This window comes from Microbacterium sp. LTA6 (genome assembly GCF_045690355.1).
GTDB lineage: Bacteria > Actinomycetota > Actinomycetes > Actinomycetales > Microbacteriaceae > Microbacterium.
In genome coordinates this window covers 1,245,291-1,270,785 of sequence record NZ_CP147855.1, presented here as the reverse complement: position 1 = coordinate 1,270,785, position 25,495 = coordinate 1,245,291, and the positions used below count along the sequence as shown (strand labels likewise).

At 67.7% G+C, this 25,495-nt stretch carries 22 protein-coding genes and 1 pseudogene; 14 read left to right on the top strand and 9 right to left on the bottom strand.

Going from position 1 to position 25,495, the window contains the following annotated elements; genetic code table 11:
- Nucleotide 1 precedes the first annotated feature (1 nt).
- Entirely contained in the window at nt 2-826 is an 825-nt protein-coding gene (locus tag LTA6_RS05935) for a shikimate 5-dehydrogenase (protein WP_341976628.1), read from the bottom strand.
- Nucleotides 827-907: 81 nt separating this feature from the next.
- On the opposite strand from LTA6_RS05935, the gene LTA6_RS05930 reads away from it, so the two are divergent.
- Entirely contained in the window at nt 908-1,849 is a 942-nt protein-coding gene (locus LTA6_RS05930) for an endonuclease/exonuclease/phosphatase family protein (RefSeq protein WP_341976627.1), read from the top strand.
- Nucleotides 1,850-2,465: 616 nt separating this feature from the next.
- Nucleotides 2,466-2,672 carry a cold-shock protein gene (locus tag LTA6_RS05925; protein WP_046014597.1) on the top strand — a complete coding sequence of 69 codons (207 nt, stop codon included), beginning with the start codon at nt 2,466-2,468 and terminating at the stop codon, nt 2,670-2,672.
- Nucleotides 2,673-2,782: 110 nt separating this feature from the next.
- Here LTA6_RS05925 and LTA6_RS05920 read toward each other — a convergent pair whose 3' ends face one another.
- The 3 genes from LTA6_RS05920 to LTA6_RS05910 are packed head-to-tail and all read right to left on the bottom strand — an operon-like array spanning nt 2,783 to nt 5,026.
- Complete coding sequence (locus LTA6_RS05920; RefSeq protein WP_341976626.1) at nt 2,783-3,448, bottom strand: HAD hydrolase-like protein; 666 nt, start codon at nt 3,446-3,448, stop codon at nt 2,783-2,785.
- Nucleotides 3,449-3,478: 30 nt separating this feature from the next.
- Entirely contained in the window at nt 3,479-4,174 is a 696-nt protein-coding gene (gene nucS, locus LTA6_RS05915) for an endonuclease NucS (protein WP_341976625.1), read from the bottom strand.
- An 18-nt stretch (nt 4,175-4,192) separates the two neighbouring features.
- A complete protein-coding gene (locus tag LTA6_RS05910) occupies nt 4,193-5,026 on the bottom strand; it encodes a GAP family protein (protein ID WP_341976624.1) in 834 nt (277 codons plus the stop codon).
- Between the two features lie 109 nt (nt 5,027-5,135).
- On the opposite strand from LTA6_RS05910, the gene LTA6_RS05905 reads away from it, so the two are divergent.
- Both LTA6_RS05905 and LTA6_RS05900 read left to right on the top strand, forming a co-directional pair.
- Nucleotides 5,136-6,335 (top strand): histidine kinase, encoded by a 1,200-nt coding sequence (locus LTA6_RS05905; protein WP_341976623.1) that lies wholly within the window; start codon nt 5,136-5,138, stop codon nt 6,333-6,335.
- Nucleotides 6,332-6,994 (top strand): response regulator, encoded by a 663-nt coding sequence (locus LTA6_RS05900; RefSeq protein WP_407358913.1) that lies wholly within the window; start codon nt 6,332-6,334, stop codon nt 6,992-6,994. The genes LTA6_RS05905 and LTA6_RS05900 overlap by 4 nt, the downstream gene beginning before the upstream one ends.
- Nucleotides 6,995-7,009: 15 nt before the next feature.
- Here the strand turns inward: LTA6_RS05900 and LTA6_RS05895 are convergent, their stop codons facing one another.
- The gene (locus LTA6_RS05895; protein ID WP_407358912.1) at nt 7,010-8,233 is read right to left on the bottom strand and encodes an MFS transporter; all 1,224 of its coding nucleotides are present in this window, start codon (nt 8,231-8,233) and stop codon (nt 7,010-7,012) included.
- A 56-nt stretch (nt 8,234-8,289) separates the two neighbouring features.
- Here LTA6_RS05895 and LTA6_RS05890 point away from each other — a divergent pair, with 56 nt between their 5' ends.
- Nucleotides 8,290-9,360, top strand: coding sequence for a LacI family DNA-binding transcriptional regulator (locus LTA6_RS05890; protein ID WP_407358911.1), 1,071 nt, complete (start codon nt 8,290-8,292; stop codon nt 9,358-9,360).
- 28 nt (nt 9,361-9,388) lie between these two features.
- Here the strand turns inward: LTA6_RS05890 and LTA6_RS05885 are convergent, their stop codons facing one another.
- The gene (locus LTA6_RS05885) at nt 9,389-9,991 is read right to left on the bottom strand and encodes a TetR family transcriptional regulator (protein WP_407358910.1); all 603 of its coding nucleotides are present in this window, start codon (nt 9,989-9,991) and stop codon (nt 9,389-9,391) included.
- 144 nt (nt 9,992-10,135) lie between these two features.
- Between LTA6_RS05885 and LTA6_RS05880 the strand changes: the two genes are divergently transcribed.
- Nucleotides 10,136-11,170: a Gfo/Idh/MocA family oxidoreductase gene (locus tag LTA6_RS05880; protein WP_363550082.1), complete on the top strand. Its 1,035-nt coding sequence runs from the start codon at nt 10,136-10,138 to the stop codon at nt 11,168-11,170.
- 91 nt (nt 11,171-11,261) lie between these two features.
- On the opposite strand, the gene LTA6_RS05875 is transcribed toward LTA6_RS05880, so the two are convergent.
- Complete coding sequence (locus LTA6_RS05875; protein ID WP_407358909.1) at nt 11,262-12,788, bottom strand: hypothetical protein; 1,527 nt, start codon at nt 12,786-12,788, stop codon at nt 11,262-11,264.
- Nucleotides 12,789-13,030: 242 nt separating this feature from the next.
- On the opposite strand from LTA6_RS05875, the gene LTA6_RS05870 reads away from it, so the two are divergent.
- The 7 genes and pseudogenes from LTA6_RS05870 (at nt 13,031) to LTA6_RS05840 (ending at nt 20,580) form a co-directional block, all read left to right on the top strand.
- Nucleotides 13,031-15,964, top strand: coding sequence for a Na+/H+ antiporter subunit A (locus tag LTA6_RS05870; protein ID WP_341976616.1), 2,934 nt, complete (start codon nt 13,031-13,033; stop codon nt 15,962-15,964).
- Nucleotides 15,964-16,461 (top strand): annotated as a pseudogene (locus LTA6_RS05865) (Na(+)/H(+) antiporter subunit C); the annotation flags it as partial. The gene LTA6_RS05870 and the pseudogene LTA6_RS05865, both read left to right, overlap by 1 nt.
- A gap of 188 nt (nt 16,462-16,649) precedes the next feature.
- On the top strand, nt 16,650-18,203 hold the full coding sequence (locus LTA6_RS05860; RefSeq protein ID WP_341976615.1) for a Na+/H+ antiporter subunit D: 1,554 nt from the start codon (nt 16,650-16,652) through the stop codon (nt 18,201-18,203).
- Nucleotides 18,200-18,772, top strand: a complete 573-nt coding sequence (locus LTA6_RS05855) for a Na+/H+ antiporter subunit E (protein WP_341976614.1) — start codon at nt 18,200-18,202, stop codon at nt 18,770-18,772. Before LTA6_RS05860 ends, LTA6_RS05855 begins: the two co-directional genes overlap by 4 nt.
- On the top strand, nt 18,769-19,038 hold the full coding sequence (locus LTA6_RS05850; RefSeq protein WP_341976613.1) for a monovalent cation/H+ antiporter complex subunit F: 270 nt from the start codon (nt 18,769-18,771) through the stop codon (nt 19,036-19,038). The genes LTA6_RS05855 and LTA6_RS05850 overlap by 4 nt, the downstream gene beginning before the upstream one ends.
- Complete coding sequence (gene mnhG, locus LTA6_RS05845) at nt 19,035-19,424, top strand: monovalent cation/H(+) antiporter subunit G (protein ID WP_341976612.1); 390 nt, start codon at nt 19,035-19,037, stop codon at nt 19,422-19,424. Before LTA6_RS05850 ends, mnhG begins: the two co-directional genes overlap by 4 nt.
- Before the next feature lie 217 nt (nt 19,425-19,641).
- The gene (locus tag LTA6_RS05840) at nt 19,642-20,580 is read left to right on the top strand and encodes a hypothetical protein (RefSeq protein WP_341976611.1); all 939 of its coding nucleotides are present in this window, start codon (nt 19,642-19,644) and stop codon (nt 20,578-20,580) included.
- Between the two features lie 49 nt (nt 20,581-20,629).
- Here the strand turns inward: LTA6_RS05840 and LTA6_RS05835 are convergent, their stop codons facing one another.
- On the bottom strand, nt 20,630-21,397 hold the full coding sequence (locus LTA6_RS05835; RefSeq protein WP_341976610.1) for an alpha/beta hydrolase: 768 nt from the start codon (nt 21,395-21,397) through the stop codon (nt 20,630-20,632).
- A gap of 48 nt (nt 21,398-21,445) precedes the next feature.
- On the opposite strand from LTA6_RS05835, the gene LTA6_RS05830 reads away from it, so the two are divergent.
- Nucleotides 21,446-22,798: an MFS transporter gene (locus LTA6_RS05830; protein WP_341976609.1), complete on the top strand. Its 1,353-nt coding sequence runs from the start codon at nt 21,446-21,448 to the stop codon at nt 22,796-22,798.
- Here the strand turns inward: LTA6_RS05830 and LTA6_RS05825 are convergent.
- The gene (locus tag LTA6_RS05825) at nt 22,795-25,422 is read right to left on the bottom strand and encodes a penicillin acylase family protein (protein WP_341976608.1); all 2,628 of its coding nucleotides are present in this window, start codon (nt 25,420-25,422) and stop codon (nt 22,795-22,797) included. The two genes, LTA6_RS05830 and LTA6_RS05825, sit on opposite strands and share 4 nt — an antisense overlap.
- Nucleotides 25,423-25,495 lie beyond the last annotated feature (73 nt).

Below are 25,495 nucleotides of genomic sequence, written 5' to 3'. Positions count from 1 at the left end.
GTCAGACCGAGGACGCCCGCATGAACTCCTCGGCCGCGCGCACCTGCTCGGTACTGGGGCGGATGCCGGTGTACAGCACGAACTGCTCGAGCGCCTGCAGGGTGGCGACCTCGGCGCCGCTGATCACCGTCTTCCCCGCTGCGCGCCCCGCGATGACCAGCGGGGTCTCGGCCGGCAGTGCGACCACGTCGAACACCACGGATGCGGCGGCGATCGCCTCTTCGGTGAACGACAGGGCGTGCTCGTCCGGGCCGCCGGCCATGCCGATGGGGGTGATGTTCACCACGATGTCGGCGGTGGAGTCGCCGGCATCCGGCATCCATCCGAAGCCGTACAGATCTGCCAGCGCGCGCCCAGCGCCCTCGTTCCGCGCGATGATCGTCACGTTCGTGAAGCCCGCGTCGCGGAACGCGGCGGCGGTCGCCTTCGCCATGCCGCCGGAACCGCGAAGCAGCACCGATGCTGTGGAGTCGAGTCGGTTTCGTTCGATCAGCTGCGCGATCGCCGAGTAGTCGGTGTTGTAGGCCGTGAGTACGCCGTCGTCGTTCACGATCGTGTTCACGGACTCGATCGCCGTCGCGGAGGGATCCATCCGGTCGACGAGGGCGATCACGTCTTCCTTGTACGGCATCGAGACGGCGCAGCCCCGGATGCCGAGACCCCGCACACCGGCGATGGCCTGACCGAGGTCGGTGGGCGCGAAGGCCTTGTAGATCCAGTTGAGGTCGAGCGCTTCGTAGAGGAAGTTATGGAAGCGCGTCCCGTTGTTGCTCGGCCGAGCTGACAGCGAGATGCACAGCGTCATGTCCTTGTTCAGCATCGGCATCTCCCCAGATTACCGATCTGAGGCACCGCGAGTCGCCCCGTCCAGAGACGTCACAGGAGGATACGGACATGATGGTGGTGCATGCGAAACGACGAAAAGACCACGATGCGGCGAACAGGCCAGGCCGCTCGTCGTCGCACCGCGCGCAGGCTGGTCGGGGTCAACGTCGTCATCGCCGTCATCATCGCCTGCGGATGGATCCCCGGGCCGATCGGCACGGCGGTGTCGGTCATCCTGCCGCTGCTCGGCGTGGTCTCGATCGCCGTCGCACTCGCCGTCTTCGTCATCTTTCGTCGCGCGGCCATTCCTGCTTCGGCAGCGGTGATCCTCTGGCTCGTCGCGATAGCGCCCGCTCTTCCGGCCCTCCCTGGGGCACCGACGGCGACCCCCCTGACGATCGCGAGTCAGAACGTGCGCGCGCAGTCCGGCGGCGGCGAGGGATCGGCGACGGACATCCTGTCCCACCACCCGGATCTCATCACGCTCACCGAGCTGGACGACTCCAGCCGGGAAGCGGCGAATCGCGTCTTCGCGGCGAAGTATCCCTACTCCTATGGCGTCGGCACTGTCGGCATCTGGAGCATGAACCCCCTGGTGGCGGAGGAGCCGCTGGACCTCGGGCTCGGATGGAAGCGCGCGCTTCACGTGACGGTGCAGACCCCTGGCGGGGACACGAGCGTGTACCTCATCCATGCCGCGTCGCTGCGGCCGGGAGCGCAGACGGCCCGGGATGACATGCTCGCCGCACTGGCCGCGACCGTGCGCGACGATCCGTCTCCCCAGGTCATCGCTCTGGGAGACTTCAACGCGGCGACCACTGATCCCGCGCTCCGGTTCCTGGGCGCCGAACTGGATCTCGTGCGACCGAACATCGGGACCACCGGCTTCAGCTGGCCGGCTGCGCTTCCGCTCGTCAAGATCGACCACGTGTTCCAGCGCGGCTTCGACGTCGGGTCGGCCACGACGATGCGCGCCGGCGAAAGCGACCATCTCGCCACGCTCACGACGCTGTCGCGACGGTGACCACCGCGGTCTCGGGGGCATCGGGCGCCGGGTGAATCACCCGTGCTGTGCGTCCGTCATCCCCGAAACCTGCGGTCGTGCTGACCATGTCCCTGGGGGTTGGCGATCGCTGCGCGTTGTCAACCCCCGAGGACCTGATCATCCTTCGCACCTATGGTGAAGGCGCATGCACGAGGGGACTCGATCGTCTCCGTCGTTCCCCAGATGGCGGGTGGCCTTCCCCAGATGGCCGACGATCCGTGCATGCGATCGGGCCCACTCGAGTAGTTCAATCCCCAATGGACTATTCGAGGGGGCCGCTCCAGTTCATCCTCCCACGAATTTTCGATTTTGTCCCCCATATGGGGGACAAATCTCCAGAACGTGCGATATGCTGATTCTGACGCACCCTCCGGTCGTCTTCGGCCCTCATCGCTCCCCCCGCGGTGAGGGCCACACAATTTTCCGGGCGAGAAACGCCCGATCCTCCACGCGGCTCCGCGCCGGAGCCACACCGCTCTTGCAACATTTGGATCACCTTCTGGCAGCGGCTATTGCCCTCGGCCCTCGCTCCACTACCGTTAGCGATGTCGGGGCATACCTGCGTCGGCTTCTTCATCAGCAGAACAGGCAGTACATGAGCACCCAAGGCACGGTCAAGTGGTTCAACTCGGAGAAGGGCTTCGGCTTCATCTCCCCCGACGACGGCGGCGCTGACGTTTTCGCGCACTACTCCGCCATCGAATCATCCGGCTACCGGTCTCTCGATGAGAACCAGCGAGTCGAGTTCGATGTCGCGCAGGGCCCCAAGGGCCTGCAGGCAGAGAACATCCGCCCCCTCTAAGGGCGGGCAATACAGAACTCCCTGACCGGAGACGCTTGCGTCTTCCGGCAGGGAGTTCTGTGCTTTTCGGGGATCAGTGGTGTGTCACGGCCTCGAACAGGTGATCGGGATCAGGTCAACAGCAGCGCGCGAAGCTCCTCGACGGTGGCCGCGCGGAACGCCGCCTCATCGCCCTCGTGCAGATCGCTGAACCCCCACTCGACGAAGATCACCGGCACGCCGTTCGCATTGCCGCCCTCGGCGTCGTGGTGCCGATCGCCGATCAACACGGGCCGCGAGGTGTCTGCCCCGCGCTCGCGAAGCCGGCGCAGCGCCTCGGCGACGATATCGGTCTTCGACGCGAGCGTCGCCTCGTCGGGTGTCGAGCCGACGGTCGCCAGGAACGCCGGCCGCAACCCGAAGTGGTCGACCAGCGCATCGACCTGCAGTTCGGGCTTCGAGCTCGCCGTCGCCTGCGGCACGCCCGCCGCGAGCAGGTCGTGGATGAGATCGGTCACGCCAGGGTAGGTGGCGACGTCAGTCGTGTAGCCGTCGGCCTTGCCGAGCGTGCGGTAGAACTTGACACCCTCGGCCGCCTCGGCCGGCGTCATTCCCACCTGGTCCTGGAAGGACTGGAACATCGGCGGACCGATCCAGTGCACGAGATCCTCCCGCGTCGGTGCCGGGTGGCCGAAGTGGGTGAGGGCGATATTCAGCCGACGGAGGATGCCGACGGAGGCGTCGACGATCGTGCCGTCGACATCCCACAGCACGCAGGAATAGGGGGAGTGAGGCATGGATCCAGCCTATGGCGGCGAGGCAGAGCCTCAGAACAGCCGGGGTACTCCGGACTCGATGCCCTTCATGTCGTCATAGTCGAGGACCAGGCAGCGGATGCCGCGGTCCTCGGCGAGCACGCGCGCCTGCGGCTTGATCTCCTGCGCGGCGAACACGCCCTGCACGGGAGAGAGGTGAGGGTCACGCCCGAGCAGTTCGAGGTAACGCGTGAGCTGTTCGACCCCGTCGATGTCGCCGCGGCGCTTCACCTCAACGGCGATCGCCATGCCGTCGGCATCCCGCACCATGAGATCGACCGGACCGATCGCCGTCGGGAACTCGCGGCGCACCAGCGTCGCGCCCTCGCTGATGAGGTCGACCTGTTCGGCGAGGAGCCGCTGCAGGTCGGCTTCGACGCCGTCCTTCTGCAGGCCGGGGTCGATGCCCAGTTCGTGCGAGGAGTCATGGATGACCTCGTAGATCTGCACGCGCAGCGCGTCGCCGGTCTTCTTGTGGGTGACGCGCCACACCTCGGTCACTCCGGCGATGGCCTCTTCCTCACCTGGTTCCTCGGTCGAGAGGGAGCAGGGCGGGCTCATCCAGTTCAGCGGCTTGTAGCTGCCGCCGTCGGAGTGCACGAGCAGACTCCCGTCGCCCTTGTGCACGAGCAGGCGCGTGGCGAGCGGCAGATGGGCGTTGAGTCGACCTGTGTAGTCGACGGAGCAGCGGGCGATGACAAGACGCACCCGTCGAGCCTAACCGTCTCAGCCGCCGAGCTTCGCCAGTGCATCGAAGATGCCGAGTTCGCTCGCCGCCGTGCGCGCGACGAGGAAGCCGATGATCCCGATGATCCAGGCCGTGTTCTCGGCGCCGGTGCGTTCCATCCAGGCGGCGAATCGCTGCAGCGGGCGGGCCACGAGGGGAGCGGCGACGATCCGCAGCACGAGCAGTACGAGCGCGGGCAGGATCATCAGCAGGCAGTAGCCGGCCAGAGCCAGGATCCGCACGCTCACCTCGACGCCGGCGTCGGCGAGCATCGTCATCGCCAGGATGTAGGGGAGCATCGTCGCGACCTCGACGACGCCCGCAGCGATCGCGACGCCCATCACCATTCCCCGCGACGTCTTCGGATCGAGCATCCGATCCCGCCACCGAACGATCCGACCGGGGCGGGGAGGGGTATCCGTGGCTGCCGACGCGGAACGCGCGGAGGTCGGGGACTCGGCGGATGCCTCCACGAGTCCGTGCTGTGCCATGGGCGCAGCATCCACCCGCTCCTTCGGCTTCGACGAAGGCACCGCGAACGCGGCGATCACCAGACCGACGCCGACGACGAGCCGGCAGATGAGACCGGTGGGGGAGCTGAGGAACTCGTTCGCGACATCGACGACGTTCACGAGTCCCCAGAGGAACAGCAAGCCGATGACGAGATAGAACCCGGCGATCGTCGCCAGGTAGAGCACGATCCGCCCTCCTCGGACCCGCCCGGGGCTCAGCAGGAGGAAGACGGGGATCAGCAGCGTGCCCACGCTCAGTCCGTCGAGCAGCGCGAGCACGACGAGGGAGAGGGCGAGCGGCGCCCCGGCGAAGAGTTCCATTCCTCCACTGTGTGGCGCAGCGCTCCGAACCGGATCGGGCGAAGGTCGCGATCCCGCTCTCATCCCTTCGTCGGATGCAGCGGTGGGATCCGCGTGGTTGCATGAAGACATGGACGACCACACGGCTGCACGTCTGGGCGCGTGGTGCCGACGGCACGGCGACGGCCTCACCGCCACCGGCATCGCGGTGTTCTGCGTTCTTGCCGCGGCGTTCGGATTCGACGGCGTGTGGGACGTGTTCTCGGTGATGCCGGAAAACGTGTCTTCGTGGTGGACGCTGGCGACGGCCCTTCCCGGCACGGCGCTGATCCTGGTGAAGCGGCGGGCGCCGATGCTCACACTGCTCGCCGCATCCGCCCTGTTCCTCATCGACGTGATGACGGTCGGCGGGCTCGGCCCGCTGGTCGTGCTGCTCGACGTGCTCTGGACGGCAGTGTTCCTCGCGACTCCCCGCGCCCGGAGCATGCTGCTGATCGCGCTCGCCGTCTCCGTGGTGCTGACCTTCGCCGCCGCGCTTCTCTTCACGGTCGCGACGCCGGCCATCGCCTTCCTGCTGGCGGTGCAGATGGGTGCGTTGCTCGGAACCGACTATTGGTGGGCGGTCGCGGTGTCGCAGGCGAATGAACTCACCGAGCTGCACCGACAGCGTGCGGAGGATGCGGTGCTCGCCGCCGATCGCGACCGCGCCGAAGCCGTGCGACGCGAACGCGAGCAGATGGCTCGCGAGCTGCACGACGCCGTCGCCGGGCACGTGATGGCGATGGCGATCCGTTCGGAGGCGGCGCTCTCGACTCCACCGGACGAAGCCGCCGATCGGTCTGCTCTCCGTGCGGTCCGCGATGCCGGGCTCGCCGCCCACGCCGAGCTCCGCTCGATGATCGCCGTGCTCCGGCAGGGCGGTGACGAGCTGCGACCCATGCTGCGGCTCGACGACCTCGAGGGAATCGTCGAAGCGTCTCGGCGTGCCGGCTTGAGCATCCGGCTCGCGCGTGAGGGCGACGGAGCGGTCGGGGCCGCGGCCGAACAGGCGATCGTCCGCGTCGTGCGGGAGGCCTTGGCGAACTGCGTGCGACATGCGTCGGGCGCAGACGTGGAGGTGCGGGTGGTCGCGAACGGCGGAGAAACCATGCGGGTCGAGGTGGCATCGCGAGGAGGGGCGCCGGTGTCGCAGCACGACTACTCGGGCAGCGGCTGGGGTCTGAGCCTGCTCACCGAGCGGGTCCGGGCGCTCGGAGGAACGTTCAGTGCCGGACCCACGGACAGCGGCTGGTCGGTGCGCGCCGTGCTCCCCATCGAGGTGAGGGCATGACATCCGCCGCATCGCCGCGCGTGCTTCTCGCCGACGACCACGGCGCCATCCGGGAGGCGTTGCGCATCATGCTCGAAGCGCACGGACTGACCGTGGTCGGCGAAGCGGCCGACGGCGATGTCGCCGTGCGCAATGCCGCCGCGCTGCGCCCGGACGTCGTGCTGATGGACCTGCGGATGCCGGGGCGCGATGGTGTCTCTGCAACCAGGGAGATCGTCGAGCGCGGCCTCGGCGAGGTGCTCGTGCTCACCAGCTTCGATGAGGACGAGCTCGTGTTCGGCGCGATCCGGGCCGGCGCCGCGGGATTCCTGCTCAAGACGGCGGATGCCCAGACCCTCGTTCAGGCGGTGCGGACCGTCGCCGCAGGTGAGGGAGTGCTCGACTCGCGGGTGACCCGGCGTGCGCTCGCCGCCATATCGAACCCGCCCTCCGCGACCGACGTCGACGCGACGGGCGAAGGCGTGACCCGCGCCGACCTCACGGCCAGGGAGCAGGAGGTTCTCGACGGGATCCTGCGGGGCTGGTCGAACGCCCAGCTCTCGCATCGCCTGGGCATCTCGGTGCCGACGGTCAAGACGCACGTGTCGAACGTGCTCGCCAAGCTCGGTGCCAGGAGTCGCTCGCATGCGGCGGCCCTGGCTCGTCAGCGCGATCGCTGACGAGCGTCCCGCCGATCAGTTCGCTGAGGTCTTCTCGTCGTCGCGGAGCGGGCGTGCGGCTCCGGAGAACAATCCGGATGCCACGACGAGCGCGACCAGGATGAACAGGGTGTTCAGCAGGCCGATGTGCTCGCTGATCACGCCGAGCACCGGAGGGCCGCCGAGGAAGGCGACATAGCCGATGGTCGCGGCCGCGCTCACCCGCGCGGCCGCCTTCGCCGGGTCATCCGCTGCCGCCGACATGCCGAGGGGGAAGCCGAGCGAGGCCCCGACACCCCAGAGCGCTGCGCCGACGAGGACGATCGGCAGGGAGGAGCCGAGGATGAACAGCAGGATGCCGGACGCCGCTGCCACCGCGAGCACGCGCAGCACAGCGACGCGGCCGAAGCGATCGACGAGCGGTCCGCCGAACAGGCGCAGCACCGTCATACCGACCGAGAACACCGCCAGCGCGATCGCGCCGGTGCCCTCGTCGAAGCCGTGGCCCTGTTCGGCGCCGAGCGCGATCCAGTCGTTGGCACCGCCCTCGGCGAACGACATGCCGAGCATGACCATGCCGAGCAGGTAGGTGCGCGGCTCGCGCCACGCCTCGAGAGCGACGTGCATCCGCTGGCGCCACGCCGGCTTTTCGTGACCCTCGGGATCGAGAGCGGCTTCGCGCGCCGGGACCTGGAAGAAGCAGACGACGGCAATGACGGCGATGGCCGCAGCCATGATCGACGCGTGGGTCGCGACATCGACGCCCGATCCGGCGGCGAGAGCGCCAGCCCCGGCGCCGAGAACCGTGCCGAAGCTGAAGAAGGCGTGGAACACCGGCAGGATCGTCTTGCCCATCTGCTGCTCGATCGCCGTGGCCTCGACGTTCATCATCACGTCGACGCAGCCGTTGCCGAATCCGAACAGTGCCATGCCGAGGAGGACGATGGGGACCGAGGTGAAGACCGTCGCGCCCAGGCCGATGAGGGCGATGCCCGCGGCGAAGGTGAGCATCGCCATGAGCATTCCGCGCCGCGCGCCGGTGCGCGCCATCACGGCGGGGCTCGTCGAGATGCCGATGATCGACGCGATGCCCATGCCGAGGAGGATCATGCCGACCTGCGCGTTGTCGAGCCCGAGATCCATCTTGATGCTGGGTACCCGCGACGCCCACGTCGCGATCGACAGTCCGCTGGCGAGGAAGATGGCGAAGATGGCGGCGCGCCAGCGCACGAACTGCGAACGAGTGAGAACGGTATCCATCCCGGAAGCTTATCGAATCGATTCGACCTCAGCGAAACCGGGGGTATCCTCGGAGTATGAGCAGCTTGGAGAGCCCGCGCCGCGCAACGATCGCCGATGTCGCGCGTAAAGCGGGAGTGGCGACTTCGACGGCATCGGTCGTCTTCAGCGGCAAGGCCAAGGTCGCCCCATCCACGAAGGAGCGCGTGCTCGCCGCTGCCGCGGAACTCGGCTATGCCGGCCCCGATCCCCGCGCGGCCTCACTGCGGCGCGGGCGCAGCGGAATCGTCGGCGTCGTCCTCGAGGGGCACCTGCGCACGGCCTTTCTCGATCCGGTCACCACGGCGATGATGGACGGCCTCACCGACGGCCTCGCCGAACTCAGCGCGGGCATCCTGCTGATGCGCGACGAGCCGGGTGAGGGCGGCAGCTCGGCGCTGTCGAGCGCCCCCGTCGACGCCGTCGTGCTGATCGGATGCTCCGGCCGCACTCGGGATTCGCTGGAGGTCGTCCGCAGCCGTGGGTTGCCGGTGGTCGTCATCGAGGGGGATGCCGGTGAGGGCATCCCGCGCATCACCCTGGACAACACCACCGCGGCCGCCGATGTCGCCCGGCACGTGCGCGAGCTCGGTCACGAGAATGTCGCCCTGGTCACCCTGCCCCTCGACAGCGCCCGCGAGCGCGGACAGGTCACGGCCGAACGGCTGGCCACTGCCACCGTCGACGTCACGATCCACCGACTCCTCGGCACGCGCGAGGTGTTCCCGAACGCTCCGGCCTTCTCAGCAGCCGGGAGCTTCATCGACGAGGGGCTTCTCGTCGGCCGCATGCTTCTTGCCGATCCGCTGCGCCGCCCGACCGCGGTGATCGCACAGAGCGACCTGCTCGCCGCCGGTGTCATCCGCGCCGCCGAGGAACTCGGGCTGAGCGTGCCCGGCGATGTCAGCGTCGCCGGTTTCGACGGCATCAGCGTCGACGGGCTCGGGGCGCACACGCTCACCACGAGCGTGCAGCCGGCCGTCGAGAAGGGGCGGGCCGCGGGGGAGCAGGTGGCACGGATGCTGCGCGGCGAGCCTGCGGTCACGCAGAATCTCACCTGCCGCTTCCGCGCAGGCACCACCACAGCGCCGCCTTCCGCCGTTCGTTGACGCGTGCCGCGGCGTTTCCCTCGTCCCGTCAGGGGGAGAGGGGGTGCAGCAGGTCAACCAGGAACACGCGCATCATCTCGACGGGATCGCTGCTGTCGGCCAGCCATCGAACCTGAATGCCTTCCCATCCGCCGATCACGACAGCGGCGAGCACCTCGGAATCGCGACCGTCCGCGAGGCGTCCGAGCTCGCGGTCGTAGTCGATGAGATCGGCGTACATCGCGGTGACGCGCGTGTACCGGCGCACCAGCCACGCGTGCGCCTCATGATCGGAGTTGGTGGCCTCCGAGCTGACGATCGAGAACATCCGGACCAACTCCTGTCGGCGCTTGTTGCGCGCGACCATCTCGAGAATCGTCGGGATGAAACCGTCCGCTCGCGACCGCTTGGCCACGTCGGGGTCGGACGCGTCCTCCTGCTCGAGGACGGCGGCCAGGAGGGACACCTTGGTCGGAAAGTGGTGCATCACTGCGCCCAGACTCAGCTCGAGCTGCTTGGCGATCTGTCGGAGAGATCCGCTCTGATACCCGTGGGCAGCGAATGTCGCGGTGGCGGCGGCGACGATCTCCGCCTTGCGCGGAGTGGTCTTCGCGTAGGGGCCGCGCCGTGCGGGCTGGGACTGCTCCGCCATGGAAACAGCGTATCCGAAATAAAAACAATGCACCTGCACTGGTTTTGGGTATAGTCGATGTGGCGTCACGGGCGTCGGCCGCCGTCCGACGCCCGCCCCATCGAATTCACCCGCCGTCACGGCATTGATGAAGGAGTCTCTCTGATGTTTCCGACGACATTCCCCGAGCCCCGCCTGTTCAGCCCGGGCGTAGACACGCCGGGCCTGCGCTGGGGCCTTCTGGCTCCGGGATGGATTGCGGATCTGTTCGTGTCTGCCGCCCATGCGCACACCGACCAGCGATTCGTCGCAGTGGCATCCCGTTCGGCCGAGCGTGCCAGCGCTTTCGCCAGCAAGCACGGGATAGCGCGCTCCTACGATTCATACGAGCAACTCGTCGATGATCCCGATGTCGACGTCGTGTACATCGCCGCCCCGCAGAGCGAGCATCTCGCCCTGGGACAGCTGGCGATCGCCGCGGGCAAGCACACCCTGATCGAGAAGCCGATCGCGACCACCCCCGATGAGGCTCGAATTCTCGTCGCAGCTGCACGCAGCGCCGGTGTTCTGCTGATGGAGGCACTGTGGAGCCGGTACCTCCCGCAGGCCGCTGTGGTTCGCGCGCTCCTCGATGACGGCGTCCTCGGGGAGATCCGCGGGGTGGCCGCCGATCACGGTCAGGCGATTCCCGACTACCCGCGGCATCGGCTTCATCGGCGCGATCTCGGCGGCGGAGCACTCCTCGATCTGGGCATATACCCGGTCCAACTGGATTCGATGGTGCTGGGAGCGCCCACCTCGGTCACAGCGATCGGTGGACTCCTGGACACCGGAGTCGACGCGTACTCGACACTCGTCCTCGGACACGGAGGAATGGTGCAGTCGACTCTCACGACCACTCTGCTGGTACGCACTCCGTCAACCGCGGTGATCGCAGGAACCGAGGCGAGGATCGAGATGGACGGATCCTTCTACATGCCGACGAGTTTCCGGGTCGTGGGCAACGATGAGCAAGGATCCCTCGTGTGGAACGATCCGACCGGAGTGACATCGATGGCCGGGTTGTCGTGGGAGGCGTCGGCACTCGCCCGCTTCGTGGGTGAGGGGCGAACCGAATCGCCGGTGCACACCCTCGACGAGACGATCTCGATCCTCGAGACGCTCGACGAAGCGCGCCGGCAACTCGACGCGGCCGGCTGATACCTGCCTTCCTCGCACTACCTGCCTTCCTCGCGCGCGGAACCGCACTCGGTCCCGAGCGCGAGGAAGGTGTTGCCTGATCGGGCGGAACCTAGCTGTGCGGGGTCCCGAGAGGAAGGCTCGTCTCACCGAAGTCGAGGATCGAATAGCGCCCGCACTGCACGACCTCGCCGGGGATCGCGGCCACCGGCAGTTCCCACTGCACGGTGCGCGAGTCCTCGATGAGGAACGAGACCCCGGAGACGGCGAAGTCGGTGCGATTCACCAACCAGGCGTACCCGTTCAGCCGATGATCGACCTGCACGAGCTGCGTGGGATCTTCCAGATGCAGTTTCGGCAGTCGCACGGTCCAGAACTGTCCGGCACCGGGGCGATCCGCCTCGTTCACCCAGTCCGTCACGCAGACGAGATCCGCGTCCGGACGCGCGGCGGCCGAGGCGAGTCGGGGGATCCCGAGCATCCCGCCGATCAGGAGGAGCACGACGGCGGAACCGAGAACGGCCTGCGGCATGAGCAGAGGGCGCGCGAACGGGATGCGAAGGGCACGCGGGGCCGCGACCAGAGCCAGTACCGGCGCGAAGGCGAGCGGCTGCAGGTACCGGGCCGCGTGCGTGCCGAGCGCGATCGCGCCCACGATCACCAGAACCGGTGTCACCCAGGCGATCAAGGCGACGAGATGTGCACCGCGCTCGCCGAAGGGTTCCGCGACGGAGCGGGCGCTCAGCCCCGCCGCCAGGGCGATCAGCGCCAGGAGCACCAGGGCCGCGAGCCACCCTCCGGGTGTGGTCAGCCGCTCACCGACGAGGCCTGTGTAGTATCCCAGCGACTGCATCCACTCCGCGGGCTGTGCGTACGAAGCACCGGTGTTCGCGATCCATGCTGAGAATGGAATACGGCCGAGGAAGCCCACGGCCGTTCCGACGATCAATGTCGCCGAGAGCACCAGAATGAGACCGCGACCAGGTCGTCGGAGCGCGAAGATCGCGAGCACCAGGGTGAGCGGCACCGTCGCCCAGACCGCGTAGAGCGGATTCGAGATCGTCGAGACGACAGCAGTCGCGAACAGCGCGAACAGCAGCCACGGGTGCAGGCGCTCACGGTCGAGGGCGCGGCGCAGCATGCCGACCGTCGCCACCACCGCGACCACGGTCGCAGAGTAATAGGTCGTCGTGAGCTGCAGCGAGGCGAGCTCGAGCGCATCCCGCGACGCGGACGCCTCCGTCATGGCGACGACGCCGAAGACGAGGAGCGCGAGCAACGACCAAGCCGCCGGTGCTGCGCCCTCTCGCCGACGGCCGGCGACGAGCCGCAGCGCACCGTAGAGAGCGACGAGGTTGAGAACGCCGTTCGCCGCCAGCACCCCGTTCACGTCGAAGGGCAGCACGACCGAGAGCGCCGCGAAGACGGCGGTCTCCGGCAGGAACAACACGCTCGACATCGCCCAGTCGAGAGGCTGCCCGTCCACGAGAGCGCGCGCGATCATCGCCACCACGAGCGAGTCCCCGTCGCGGAACAGCAGCTCCGAACGGGCGGATGCCGCCACCTGCGCCGACACGAGCAGGGAGACCGCGACCGCGCCGAGCCAGCCGGCCGCTTCCCGCATCCATCCCCCGCGCATGCGTCAACTCTCGCACGGGACGGCAACCGGTTCGTTTCAGTCCACCTGCATGACCGCACCACGGATGCCGGGTGAATCAGACGTGTGTGGTCCTGCATCCGTGCATCCGCCCTGCAACTGTGCCGTGCCCGTAGCACGCTCCGGTGAGTGCTCCGAAACCCAGAGGCAACATGCGCCCCGTAAACTGGAAGCAGATCCGCCCGCCTGTGCCGTATGGCCGACGAGCCCCGAGGAGTCGCACGATGCTGATGCTCCTCGCCGCGTTCCTCCTCGGATCGCTGCTCATGCCCGTTCTCGTCCGCTGGCTCGGCGCCCGCGCGTTCGCGATCGCCGCACTCGTGCCTGCCGCAGCCTTCGTTCAGGCCCTCGTGGTCACCCCGCAGGTGCTCGATCCGCAGGCCACGCCGTTCGAGACAGTGCCGTGGATCCCCCAGCTGGGACTCGAGCTCTCGATGCACATGGACGTTCTGGGTTGGGTGCTCACCCTGATCGTCACCGGCGTCGGCGCCCTCGTACTGCTCTACTGCCGCTGGTACTTCCACGACGACGCCACCGGCCTCGGTCAGTTCGCCGGCGTGCTCCTCGGCTTCGCCGGGGCGATGTACGGTCTCGTGCTCACCGACGACCTGGTCATGCTCGTGATGTTCTGGGAGGTCACGAGCATCCTCTCCTACCTGCTCATCGGCCACTATCGGCGACGTGCAGCCAGCCGTCGTGCCGCCCTACAGGCGCTGCTGGTGACGACGCTCGGCGGGCTCATCATGTTCGTCGGCGTGGTTCTGCTGGTGGTGGATGCCGGAACGACGAGCATCACCGAGATCCTCGCGCTCGCGCCGACCGGCCCGGTGGTGGATGCCGCGATCGTGATGCTTCTCATCGGAGCGATCAGCAAGTCGGCGCTGTTCCCGTTCCACTTCTGGCTGCCGGGGGCCATGGCAGCGCCCACCCCGGTGAGCGCGTATCTGCACGCGGCCGCGATGGTCAAGGCCGGCATCTACCTCATCGCCCGATTCGCGCCGATCTTCGCCTTCACCGGTCCCTGGCGACCGATCGTCATCTCCCTCGGCGTGCTGACGATGCTGCTCGGCGGCATCCAGGCGCTCCGCGAGACCGACCTCAAACGCATCCTCGCCTTCGGGACCGTCAGTCAGCTCGGTCTGCTGGCGATCGTGGTCGGCTACGGCAGCAAGGCCACGGCCCTCGCCGGCCTCGCACTCGTGATCGGGCACGCGTTGTTCAAGTCGGCGTTGTTCCTCATCGTCGGAGTCATCGACCGTCAGCTGTCGACGCGCGACATCGACGAACTCTCCGGAGTCGGGCGGCAGGCACCGGTCATGGCGACGGCGGCATTCATCTCCATCGCCTCGATGGTCGGAATCGCCCCGACCGTGGGTTTCGTGGCCAAGGAGTCCACGCTCACCGCCCTGCTCGATGCCGCTGTCGCCGGCGAACCGTGGGGCCTGGTCGCCATCATCGGCGTCGTTCTCGGATCCATGCTCACTGCGGCATATGGCGCCAGGTTCCTGTGGGGCGCTTTCTGGACCAAGCGCGACGAGCGCGGCGACCGGGTGCCGGAGACAGCCTGGCCCGATCCGCCGGTCGGCTTCCTCTCCGCCCCGATCGTGCTGGCCGCAGCGACGATCGCCGCGGGGATCGGCGCCCCCGTGCTCGACGTCGCCCTCCGTGGCTACGCGATCACCGCCGAAGCCCCGCTCTCCCGGGAATCCGACCCGGGTCATCTCGCGCTCTGGCACGGGTTCGAACCGGCGCTGGGCATCTCGATCCTCTCCATCCTGCTCGGCATCGGCGTCTTCGTGTTCACGCGGCGCAGCGGCTGGGATCGCAAGGCTCGAGTGCTGCCTTTCACCGCCGCCGACGCCTACTACCTCGTCATGCGCGGGGTGGATCGACTCTCGGTGCTCAGCACCACGTTCACGCAGCGCGGTTCACTGCCGGTGTACGTCGGAACGATCTTCGTGGTCTTCGTCGCGGCGGAGGCGACAGCGCTCATCGCCAGCGACGTCGATCGCTTCCAGCTGTCGGCGTGGCACACTCCGGCGCAACTGGTCGTCGCGCCGATCATGGCCGTCGCCGGCGTCTTCGCCGTGCGCGCACAGAAGCGCTACACCGGCGTGGTGCTCGTCTCGGTGACCGGACTCGGCATGGTCGCGCTGTTCGCGACGAGTGGTGCCCCCGATCTCGCCCTCACTCAGATCCTCGTCGAGACGGTCACCATGGTGACGTTCGCCCTGGTTCTGCGGCGGCTGCCCGCTCGGATGGGCGAGCACAATGCGTCCGTCGGGCGCATCCCGCGCGCCCTCCTCGGCGTCGGCGTCGGAGTGACGATGGCGCTGGTCGCGGTCGTCGCCACCCAGTCCCGCATCGCCGACCCGATCTCGCTCGCCTTCCCCGAACTCGCCTACGACCTCGGCCATGGCAAGAACGTGGTCAACGTCGCGCTCGTCGACCTGCGCGGCTGGGACACCATGGGCGAGCTGTCGGTGCTCGTGCTGGCGGCGACCGGTGTTGCCTCTCTCGTGTTCGTCACGCACCGGGCCGATCTGCTCGCGGCGACCAAGACGCTGCCCAAGAGCAGTCGCCGAGGAGCACGCCATCGGCCACTGGTCGAGACGACCAGGGGCATTCGCATCCAGACGTCGGAGAACCGCAGCAGCCCCAGGGCGTGGCTTGTCGGCGGGCCGAACATGAAGCCGGAGAACCGGTCGATCCTGCTCGAGGTGATCGTCCGCATCCTCTTCCACACCATCATCGTGGTGTCGATCTTCCTGCTCTTCGCCGGCCACAATCTGCCGGGCGGCGGCTTCGCCGGCGGGCTCGTCGCCGGGATGGCGCTCGTGATGCGCTACATCGCGGGTGGCCGCTGGGAGTTGGGTGCGGCTGCTCCCACTGACGCCGGTCGCCTCCTCGGAGCCGGCCTCATTCTCGCCGTCGGCGCCGCGGTCGTGCCGCTCTTCTTCGGCCTGTCGCCGCTCACGAGTTCGTTCTGGGAGTGGGAGATCCCGGTGCTGGGCCATATGGAGTTCGTCACCTCGACGATCTTCGACATCGGCGTCTATCTCGTCGTGATCGGACTGGTCCTCGACGTACTCCGCAGCCTTGGCGCCGAGGTCGACCGGCAGGCGCAGGACATGCGTGCGCGGGGGGTGAACATCTGATGGATGTCTCGCTCACCCTGATCGTGATCATGGCGGTGCTCTTCGCCTGCGGTGTCTACGCGATGTTGGAACGCAGCCTCACCCGGGTGCTGATCGGATTCCTGCTGCTGGGCAACGCGACGAATCTGCTGCTGCTGATCGTGATGGGCGTACCGGGCGAAGCGCCGTTCCACGGCGCCGACGGACGTGTGAGCGACCCGCTGCCCCAGGCGCTCACTCTCACCGCCATCGTGATCACGTTCGCCGTCTCGGCATTCCTGCTCGCGCTCATCTATCGTTCCTGGCAGCTGGGTCAGGCCGACACCGTCGAGGACGACGAGGTCGACATCGCTCTTCGCGCCCGTACCGATGCCGACGAGGACGTCATGGAGGACGAGGGCGACGAGAGCGACGAGGATGCCACGACCGACTTCGTCGGAGTGCAGACATCGCCGATCACCGTCCTGCACATGCGCGACCATCCGGCCATCCACGATGATGCGCCGATGGACCGACCCATGGACCGGGTCGAGCGGTCGAAGCCCGCGTCCTCTCGGTCGTCGAGCGAGTCGGAGGCACCCTCTCGGTCGTCGAGCGAGCCGGACGCTTCTTCCCGGTCGTCGAGCGAGCGAAGCGAGACGAAACGCATCGATCCAACCCCGGACGTCCAGTCCCCGGCATCCACCGACGAAGAGGAGGACCGCCCATGAGCGCGCTCGTCCCTCTTCTCGTCGCCCTTCCCCTGCTCGGCGCCGCGATCACCCTCGTGTTCGGGCGGAACGCACGCCTGCAGGTCATCGTCACGGTGGCCACCCTCGCCGCCGTCTCGGTGATCGCCACGATCCTGCTGATCGCCGTCGACGGCGGCTCGGCACTGGCCGTCTCGGTCGGCGGCTGGCCGGTGCCGTTCGGCATCGTGCTCTACGTCGACCGGCTCTCGGCCCTGCTGGTTCTGGTCTCCAGCATCGTGCTGCTCGCGGTGCTGCTGTTCTCGATCGGCCAGGGCGTCGCGGACGGCGCAGACGAGACGCCGATCTCGATCTTCAACCCGTCGTACCTCATCCTCGCGGCCGGAGTGTTCGACGCCTTCATCGCCGGTGACCTCTTCAATCTCTACGTCGGATTCGAGATCCTGCTCGTCGCCTCGTACGTGCTGATCACTCTCGGCAGCACCGAATCCCGCATCCGCGCCGGCGCCGTCTACATCGTCGTCTCCCTGGTGTCGTCGATCCTCTTCCTCGCCGCGATCGCGATGATCTACGGCGCGCTCGGCACCGTGAACATGGCGCAGATCGCCGAACGGATGGCCGAGCTGCCGCAGGAGACCCAGCTCGTGCTGCACGTCATCCTCGTGATCGCGTTCGGCATCAAGGCGGCCGTCTTCCCGGTGTCGTTCTGGTTGCCGGACTCCTACCCGACCGCTCCCGCCCCGGTCACCGCGGTCTTCGCCGGATTGCTGACGAAGGTCGGCGTCTATGCGCTGATCCGCACCGAGACCCAGCTGTTCGCCGAGAACAGCATCGATACCGTCCTGCTCATCGTGGCTCTGGCGACGATGATCGTCGGGGTGCTCGGCGCTGTCGCGCAGGCCGAGCTGAAGAGGATCCTCTCGTTCACGCTCGTCAGCCACGTCGGCTACATGATCTTCGGTCTGGCGATCGCGACCCCCGCGGCCATCGGCGCGACGGTGTACTACATCGTCCACCACATCGTGGTGCAGACGACCCTGTTCCTCGCCGTCGGACTCATCGAGCGTCGGGCGGGCAGTACCTCGATCCTGCGGGTGAAAGGCCTGCTGAAGGTCGCACCGGTCATCGCCCTGCTCTACTTCGTTCCGGCCATCAACCTCGGGGGCCTCCCGCCGTTCTCCGGTTTCATCGGCAAGTTCGCGCTGTTCGAGGCAGCGGCATCCGTCGGCACCCCCCTGATGATCGTGCTCATCTTCGGCGGCATCCTCACCTCCCTGCTGACGCTGTACGCGCTGATGCGCGCGTGGAACCTGGCGTTCTGGCGCGAGGAAGAGGACTCCACCGAGACCGAGGGACGCATCTCGCACCTCGGCAATGCACCGGCGGCCGACGAGCAGCAGGAGCGGCGCCGCATCCCCGCGATCATGACCGTCGCGACGGCCGGCATGGTCGCCGTCACCGTATCGCTGTCGATCTTCGCCGGGCCTCTCTATGCGCTCTGCGACCGGATCGGCGCCGCGCTTCTCGAACCGATCAGCCTCGTGCAGCTCGAAGACGAGGTGGGGTCATGACTCCGGACAACCGTCGCAGCGTTCTGCACGGCATCCGTGCGCAGCTTCCGTTCCTGGCCTGGCTGGTCGTGCTCTGGATGCTCCTGTGGGCGCAGTTCACCGTGCTCTCCTTCGTCAGCGGGCTGGTCGTCGCGATCTTCGTCACCCGAGTCTTCCGGCTGCCGACCGTCGAGCTGTCAGGGCGGATCAACTTCTGGTACGCCGCACTGTTCGTCGTCCAGTTCCTGTTCGCCGTCGTGCAGGGCGCACTCAGCGTCACGGTGCAGGTGTTCGACTTCCGCCGTCAGCCGGGGGCCGCGATCATCGCCGTCCCGCTGCGATACGCCGACGACCTGATGATGGCGCACGTCGCGGTCGTCTCGTCGCTGATCCCCGGGTCGCTCGTGGTGGAGGCCGATCGCGATCGCCGCATCCTGTACCTGCATGTGATCGGTGTCCGCAGTCACGATGACGTGGAGAAGCAGCGCGCCGGCGTGCTGCGCTGGGAGCAGCGGATCGTCCGGGCGCTCGGCGACCCGGCGCAGTACCGTGCACTCAAAGCCGACGAGCGAACGGGAGGCGTCCGATGAACATCGTGCTGACGGCGATCATGGTCGTGTTCGGGCTTGCGGCGATCCTCACCGTGATCCGGATCGTGCGCGGCCCGTCGATTCTCGACCGTGCCGTGGCATCCGACGTGCTGCTCACCGAAGTGATGTGCGTGCTCGGTGCCGAGATGGCGATCAACGGCCACACGCGCTCCATCCCGGTGCTCCTCACCATCGCCGCCGTCGGCGTCTTCGGGTCGATCGCGGTCGCCCGGTTCGTGGCGAGAAGGGATAACACGACCTCATGAACGTCTTCGGTCTCGAGATCCCCGACGCCATCGTCGACGTGACGGTGCTCGTCCTCATCCTCATCGGAGCACTGCTCTGCCTGTCTGCCGCTGTGGGTCTGCTGCATTTCCGCGACGTGCCGTCGCGCCTGCACGCCGCGACCAAACCGCAGGTGCTCGGGCTCGTGCTGATCTGCGCGGCGGTCGCGCTGTCGCAGCGCAGCATCGGCGGCATCCTGATCGGGCTCGTGCTCGTCGCCCCCATTGTGCTCATGCAGTTCGCCACCGCCCCGCTCTCCGCCCATATGGTCGGTCGGCAGGCCTATCGCAACGGCACCATCGAGCAGCGAAACCTCGTGGTCGACGAGCTCGCCGAGTCGAAGCGCACCCCGCCCGCCGCGGGGTAGGCAGGGGTCGGTCTCTCTCAGCGTTCACAATTCAGGAAGAACGTGGCCATTCGCGCGCGCGAAGACCCGCAACGACGTGTGTTGGACCAAACTTCCTGAGTTGTGAACGGGTGCGTGCGTCTCGACTCTTCCTCCACATCTGTGTCAGCCCGGATACTTGTCCACATCGGGAGGATTCACACACCGCGCCAGCGTCGTGGGCGAGATCCTGTCCGGCATGGAACTGACGCCGAAGCAGATTGCCAGAACGCTGTTCGCCCCCACGGTCTTCAGCCGGGACGATCTTCTCTCCCGCGGATTCTCGCCACGGCAGCTCACCACCGCAGTGCGCAGCGGTCGGCTGAAGCGGCTCCGCCGGGATCGCTACGCCCGCCCAGAAGTGCCGCTCGAGATCGCCGAAGCAGTGAGAATCGGCGGACGTCTCACTTGCCTTTCTTTGCTCAAACTTCTCGGGATATTCGTCCTGGATGTCACGAAAGCGCACGTGCACGTCCCGCGCAACAGCTCGCGACTGACGGCGCCCACTGGAGGCACCTGCAGGCTGCATTGGGGGCTCACCTCGTCTGCGGAACCTCGGCACGTTACGCCGCTGAACGACGCCATCCGACATTCGCTGCGCTGCCAGACCTCCAGAGCGTCGTTGGCGACATTGGACAGTCTGGTCCACCACCGTGTGGTGACCATGACGCAGCTCGAGACGATCTTCTTAGATCTTCCCTCCAGGTTTCATGCGCTGCTCCGCCTGATCGATCCGTCAGCGGCCTCCGGTCCCGAAACGTTCGTGCGATTGATGCTGCGCACGCTGGGTGTGCCGTACGAGACCCAGGTCGAGATTCCTGGCGTCGGTTTCGTCGACTTCCTCGTGGATGGTTGGTTGATCATCGAGTGCGACAGCAAAGAGTTCCATGAGGGCTGGGGAAAGCAGAAAGAAGACCGCTATCGAGATCTTGCCGCGGCCCGGCTGGGGTACATGACGATTCGGCCGCTCGCTTCTGACGTGCTCTATCGCGCAGCCGAGGTCCAGGAGGCTCTGCGACAGATCATCGAGGTGCTCGGACCTCGCTTCTCCCCGCAGTCGCGTTCAGTTCTCAGGAAGAATCCTCCGCGCCGGGGTCGCCTCCGCGTCTCAGGCTTCGATTCGACCAAGGATTCCTGAGTTATGAACAGGCGCACAGGGCGCAACCGGTCGGGGCCGGCGGCCGACCTCAGATCCGGTCTGCGAAGCGCCGGATGAACTCTGCCGCAGGCCCGGAGTCGCTGATCAGCGTGCTGTGGCCGTGCCCGTCGATCTCCCGCAGCTCGGCTTCGGGGATCGCGGAGACGATGTCGCGGCACCAGTCGATCGGCGCGAGCGGATCGGTCTCGCCCCGCAGCACCAGCGTCGGCTGCACGATGCGCCCGTACGCACGCTTGGCGTCGTGGACGACGGTCGCGCGGATCTTCCTGATCAGATGCGGTCCGCCGCGGAGGTACTCCCGTGCACCCCGCCAGAGCACGATCGGTCGTTCGCCGATCAGGTCCCACAACAGGTAGGAGGCTTGGGCGCGGATGCTGCGCGCGGCACTGTTCACGGTGGGCCCCGCGAGCACGACACCGGCGACGAGCTCGGGATGCCGGTTCGCCAGTTCCGCGGCGATCTGGCTGCCCATCGAGTGTCCGATCACGACGATCCCGGTTTCGCCGATGCTGCGCAGATACGCCGCGACAAGATCGGCGTGACGTTCCATGGTGAGGGTGCGCGTCGGCTCCGGGGCCTCGCCGAAGCCCGGAAGGTCGAACGCGATCACGCGGCCGTGGCCGTCGAGTCTCCGCACGACGTCGAGATACACGCTGCGCCCCATGCCGATGCCGTGCAGCAGGATGAAGGTGTGCTCCCCGCGGCCGAAGGTCTCGGCGATCAGCGTGCCACCGCCGTGCTCGAACTCGACGACGGAGGCGGGAGCGTCCTGAGGCGCGAGCAGGCGTTGCGGCATCCGACCACGCTATCCGACCGGGCTGACCGCCGCGTGCGAGGATGAAGGGTGCTCTCTTCAGAATCCGCAACCGACGAGATCCCGGTGGTGGAGCCGAAGAAGGGCCTGTTCGCCCGGATCGCCGACGACCTGAGCGACCCCGTGCTCCGAGCGCTGGTATCGGCGACCGCCGTCTCGCGGATCGGCCGAGGTGTCTTCCTCGCCGTCACCGTGCTGTTCTTCACGCAGATCATCGGGCTCTCCGGCGGTGAAGCGGCCGTGGTGCTCGCGGTGTCGAGCGGGTGCGGCGCCGTGGCCTCCTTCCTCGGCGGCTGGCTCGCCGACCACTGGAGCGCGAGGCGCCTGACCTTCGGCTTCGAGGTGCTGGCCGGACTGATGCTGGCGGCGTACGCGTTCGTCGGCGACTTCGTCTCCGCGCTCGTGCTCGCCAGCCTGTCCGGCTTCTTCGATTCGATCGCATACTCGGCGCGCGCAGCGATCATCGCGCGCGGATTCGCCTCCGAGCGCCGAGTGCACGCCCGTGCCGTGCTCCGGACCGTCACCAACGTCTCGATCGCGGTGGGCTCCGGATTCGCGGCGATCGCGCTCGCACTCGGCACCGCGGAGGCGTATCGCCTGGTGATCGCGGCAGCAGGACTGCTGTGCGCTTTCGGGTCGTTGCCGCTGCTCCGGCTGACCGCAGCGGTCGACGCGCCGTCGCGCTCCCGCCTCGCGCCGGTGCGCACGGAGACCGGCTCGATCGACGTCGAGGCGGCCGCCTCGGCAGCGGCGGAGCACAGCGACTGGCGTCGGCGCTCGCCGTGGCGCGATCAGCGGTACCTGCTCATGTGCGCCCTCTCGGCGATCTTCGGGATGCAGTTCGGTGTCGCCGAGCTCGGAGTGCCGCTGTGGATCACGCAGAGCACCACCGCGCCGGAGGTGCTCGTCTCGGTGATCCTGATCGTGAACACGACGCTCGTCGTGATCTTCCAGGTGCCGGCCTCGCGCGGCACCCACGATCTGAGAGTCGCCGGCAAGGTCACGCTGATCGCGGGATGGCTGATGCTCGTCGCCTGCGTCGTGTACGCGCTCGCCGCGGGGCTGCCGACGTGGTTCGCGATCGCCGTGATCCTCGCCGCCGCCGTCGCCCACACCTTCGCCGAGATCCTGTCGCAGGCCGGGTCGTGGGGCCTGAGCTTCGAACTCGCCGACCCGGTGCGCGCCGGCGCCTACCAGGGTGTGTTCGGCATGGGCTTCTCGCTCGGTGCGCTGGCCGCTCCGATCATCGTGAACGCCACCGCGATCAGCCTCGGCCTCATCGGCTGGGTCATCCTCGGCGGGATCTTCCTCGCCGCGGCCGTCGGCATCTGGCTCATCGCCCGACGGGCCACCGCGGCATCCCCGGTTGGATCCGCGATCTAACCGGCCGGAGTCAGCACCAGGGTTTCGACGGTCGCCTTGGCCACGGCCTTCGCCGTGAACGGCCAGGGGTTCTGGATGCCGGCTGCCCAGTCCGTGGTCTGATCGGTGTAGTTCGCGTGGAACGCGTGCCCGGAGGCACCGGTGAAATGGTTCCAGGTGGAGGCGTCGAAGTCGGACAGGTCGACCACCATGCGCATCGACGGCACCGTGGTCGTGGCGTAGGACGTACCCAGCTCCCAACCGGTCGCGTTCACGATCGACGAGCCTCCGCTCACCGGGAACGGACCGCGGTTGAAGAGGGCCTCGATGGGTGCGATGCCGGACGACCCGAGCGTGTCGCTGGTGAGGGTGATCGCGTGCAGATCACCCCAGTTCCATCGCGTCATCGCATCGCCCTGCAGGGTGACGAGTTCCCGGTATGCCTCCTCGGCGGAGAGGGCGAGCATCTCTTCCATGCCCTTCACCCCGATCTTCTGGTTGGTCCAGAGCGGGTCCGACGGATCGTCGAGGAGCGCGGCGAGCACGGTGGACATGCGCCCCTGGTCTCCGAGGGGCAGGGCGGTCTCCCGCTCGGCGAACAGGTTCTGCGCGAGGTTCGACCACAGGACGTTCGCATAGGCCGCGGCCGCCGACGACGCCGAGTTCTGGGCATCCCAGGTGAGGAGCAGGTCCACGGCTGCTGCGGTACCCGCGCCGTCGACGTCGACATCCGACATCGCGATGGCCAGCTGCTTGCCGACCCACATCTCGTTGTCCATCTGGATGGCGCGCATGTCCTGAGCGGTCAGAGGGGCGGTCGCTGCGCGACGCTCGATCAGATGCGCGATCCGGGCCGCTCGGTAACCGTAGTCCCAGTCCCGGGAGAGGAAGTAGTCGTAGTCGTCTGTCACGATCGCGTTGTTCGCGGTGACGACGTATCCCGAGCTCGGGTTGTACGACACCGGCAGTTCGTCGAACGGGATGAATCCGGTCCAGTCGTAGCTGCTGTCCCAGCCGGGCTGCGGCATCCATCCGTCTCCCGCCCCGCGGATCGGCAGGCGCCCTGGTGTCTGATAACCGATGTTCCCCTCGGAGTCGGCGTAGATCAGGTTCTGGGCCGGCACGTCGAACAGCGACGCCGCGCGGCGGAAGTCGTCGAAGTTCTGCGCCGTGGAGAGTGCGAAGACGGCGGTCGATGCCGTGCCGGGGTCGAGCGCGGTCCAGCGAAGACTCACCGCGTACTCCGCGTCGTCCCCGCCCGCCGGGGGAGTCGCTCCGGCGGTTCCGAGAGCGGGTACGGGGTCGTCGGCGATCGCCGTGAAGTCATCCGCGAGACCCGAGATGATCGGACCGTGCACGGTGGAGCGGATGGTGAGCTCGATGTCGTCGCCGCCAGCGACCTTGATGGTCTCGGTCCGCTCCTCGAGCGGGACGAGAGCGCCGTCGCGCCAGTACTGGTCGCCCTCGATCCGCTCGACGTAGAGGTCGGTGACATCGGTGGTGAGGTTCGTGAACCCCCAGGCGATCTGCGCGTTGTGGCCGATGACGATGCCCGGGAGTCCGGAGAACGAGAAGCCGCCGGCATCGAACGGGCAGGCCTCGTTCACTTCGGAGCACTTGAGCTGCACCTGGTACCAGACCGAAGGCAGGGATGCGCCGAGGTGCGGGTCGTTCGCGAGGAGCGGCAACCCGGTCTCGGTGAGTGCGCCGGAGACGACCCACGAGTTGGAGCCGATTCCTTCTCCGATATCGCCCACCAGCACGCTCGCCGCCTCGATGACGCCTGACGTCTCCTGCCACTGGACCGTCGTCGACGCCTGCTGCAGTTCTCCGTCGCCCATCGGGCCGGTGGAGGCCGCCTCGGCGCCGGTGTCGAGAACCGGCAGCGTGGAGATCTTGGGGACGATCACCGGGTTTTCGCCGAACGGGTACGCCGGGTAGAGCTGCTCGAGAGTGGCCTGCGCCGTGTCCTCGTCGAGCGTCGCGGCGAGCAGCGCACGATCGGTCTCGTCTTCGACGTTGCCTCGGAGGTCCCAGGCCATCGCCTTCAGCCAGGCCACGGAATCCGCGGGTTCCCACGGCTCAGGGGCATAGTCCGGGTTCTGCATGCCGATGACGGCATATTCCAGTGAGAGCTCGGCACCCGAGCGGGAGGAGAGGTACGCATTCACGCCGTCTGCATAGGACTCGTAGTAGCTGAGGGTCGTCTCGTCCATCGCCTCGACCTCCTGCTCGGCGACGTCTCGCCAGCCGAGCGTGCGGAGGAAGGCATCCGTTCCCGCCTGCGATTCGCCGAACATCTCGGCGACGCGCCCGCTGGTCACGTGGCGGCGGAAGTCCATCTCGAAGAAGCGGTCCTGCGCGTGCACGAATCCCTGGGCGTAGAACAGATCATCGGTCGAGTCGGCGGTGATGGTCGGCACACCACGTTCGTCGCGCTGGACGGTGACCTCGGCCTTCAGCCCTTCGAGCGCGACCTCGCCGGCGGTCTGCGGGAACGAGCGCTGGATGGTCCAGGTGACGAAGAACGCGGCACCGACGGCGAGCACGACGATGGATGCGATCACGAGGAACGCGATGCGGCCGACGCGCACCCCTAGCGAGGGTCGGGAGGGTGCAGCTGTCGCCTGCGAATCAGTCGTCATCGTTGAGAGCTCTTTCGGGTAGCGTGCTGGGACCCAGTACCAACAAGCCCCGGTGCGCGTTTCAGGTGGCGCG

Coding starts and splice junctions, on each gene's coding strand:
- LTA6_RS05855 (WP_341976614.1), top strand. CDS start 18,200: ATGACTCCGGACAACCGTCGCAGCGTTCTGCACGGCATCCGTGCGCAG.
- LTA6_RS05895 (WP_407358912.1), bottom strand. CDS start 8,233: ATGGATACCGTTCTCACTCGTTCGCAGTTCGTGCGCTGGCGCGCCGCC.
- LTA6_RS05920 (WP_341976626.1), bottom strand. CDS start 3,448: ATGCCTCACTCCCCCTATTCCTGCGTGCTGTGGGATGTCGACGGCACG.
- LTA6_RS05880 (WP_363550082.1), top strand. CDS start 10,136: ATGTTTCCGACGACATTCCCCGAGCCCCGCCTGTTCAGCCCGGGCGTA.
- LTA6_RS05910 (WP_341976624.1), bottom strand. CDS start 5,026: ATGGAACTCTTCGCCGGGGCGCCGCTCGCCCTCTCCCTCGTCGTGCTC.
- LTA6_RS05890 (WP_407358911.1), top strand. CDS start 8,290: ATGAGCAGCTTGGAGAGCCCGCGCCGCGCAACGATCGCCGATGTCGCG.
- LTA6_RS05875 (WP_407358909.1), bottom strand. CDS start 12,788: ATGCGCGGGGGATGGATGCGGGAAGCGGCCGGCTGGCTCGGCGCGGTC.
- LTA6_RS05925 (WP_046014597.1), top strand. CDS start 2,466: ATGAGCACCCAAGGCACGGTCAAGTGGTTCAACTCGGAGAAGGGCTTC.
- LTA6_RS05930 (WP_341976627.1), top strand. CDS start 908: ATGCGAAACGACGAAAAGACCACGATGCGGCGAACAGGCCAGGCCGCT.
- LTA6_RS05835 (WP_341976610.1), bottom strand. CDS start 21,397: ATGCCGCAACGCCTGCTCGCGCCTCAGGACGCTCCCGCCTCCGTCGTC.
- LTA6_RS05885 (WP_407358910.1), bottom strand. CDS start 9,991: ATGGCGGAGCAGTCCCAGCCCGCACGGCGCGGCCCCTACGCGAAGACC.
- LTA6_RS05860 (WP_341976615.1), top strand. CDS start 16,650: ATGAGCGCGCTCGTCCCTCTTCTCGTCGCCCTTCCCCTGCTCGGCGCC.
- LTA6_RS05870 (WP_341976616.1), top strand. CDS start 13,031: ATGCTGATGCTCCTCGCCGCGTTCCTCCTCGGATCGCTGCTCATGCCC.
- LTA6_RS05850 (WP_341976613.1), top strand. CDS start 18,769: ATGAACATCGTGCTGACGGCGATCATGGTCGTGTTCGGGCTTGCGGCG.
- LTA6_RS05935 (WP_341976628.1), bottom strand. CDS start 826: ATGCCGATGCTGAACAAGGACATGACGCTGTGCATCTCGCTGTCAGCT.
- LTA6_RS05905 (WP_341976623.1), top strand. CDS start 5,136: ATGGACGACCACACGGCTGCACGTCTGGGCGCGTGGTGCCGACGGCAC.
- LTA6_RS05825 (WP_341976608.1), bottom strand. CDS start 25,422: ATGACGACTGATTCGCAGGCGACAGCTGCACCCTCCCGACCCTCGCTA.
- LTA6_RS05840 (WP_341976611.1), top strand. CDS start 19,642: ATGGAACTGACGCCGAAGCAGATTGCCAGAACGCTGTTCGCCCCCACG.
- mnhG (WP_341976612.1), top strand. CDS start 19,035: ATGAACGTCTTCGGTCTCGAGATCCCCGACGCCATCGTCGACGTGACG.
- LTA6_RS05900 (WP_407358913.1), top strand. CDS start 6,332: ATGACATCCGCCGCATCGCCGCGCGTGCTTCTCGCCGACGACCACGGC.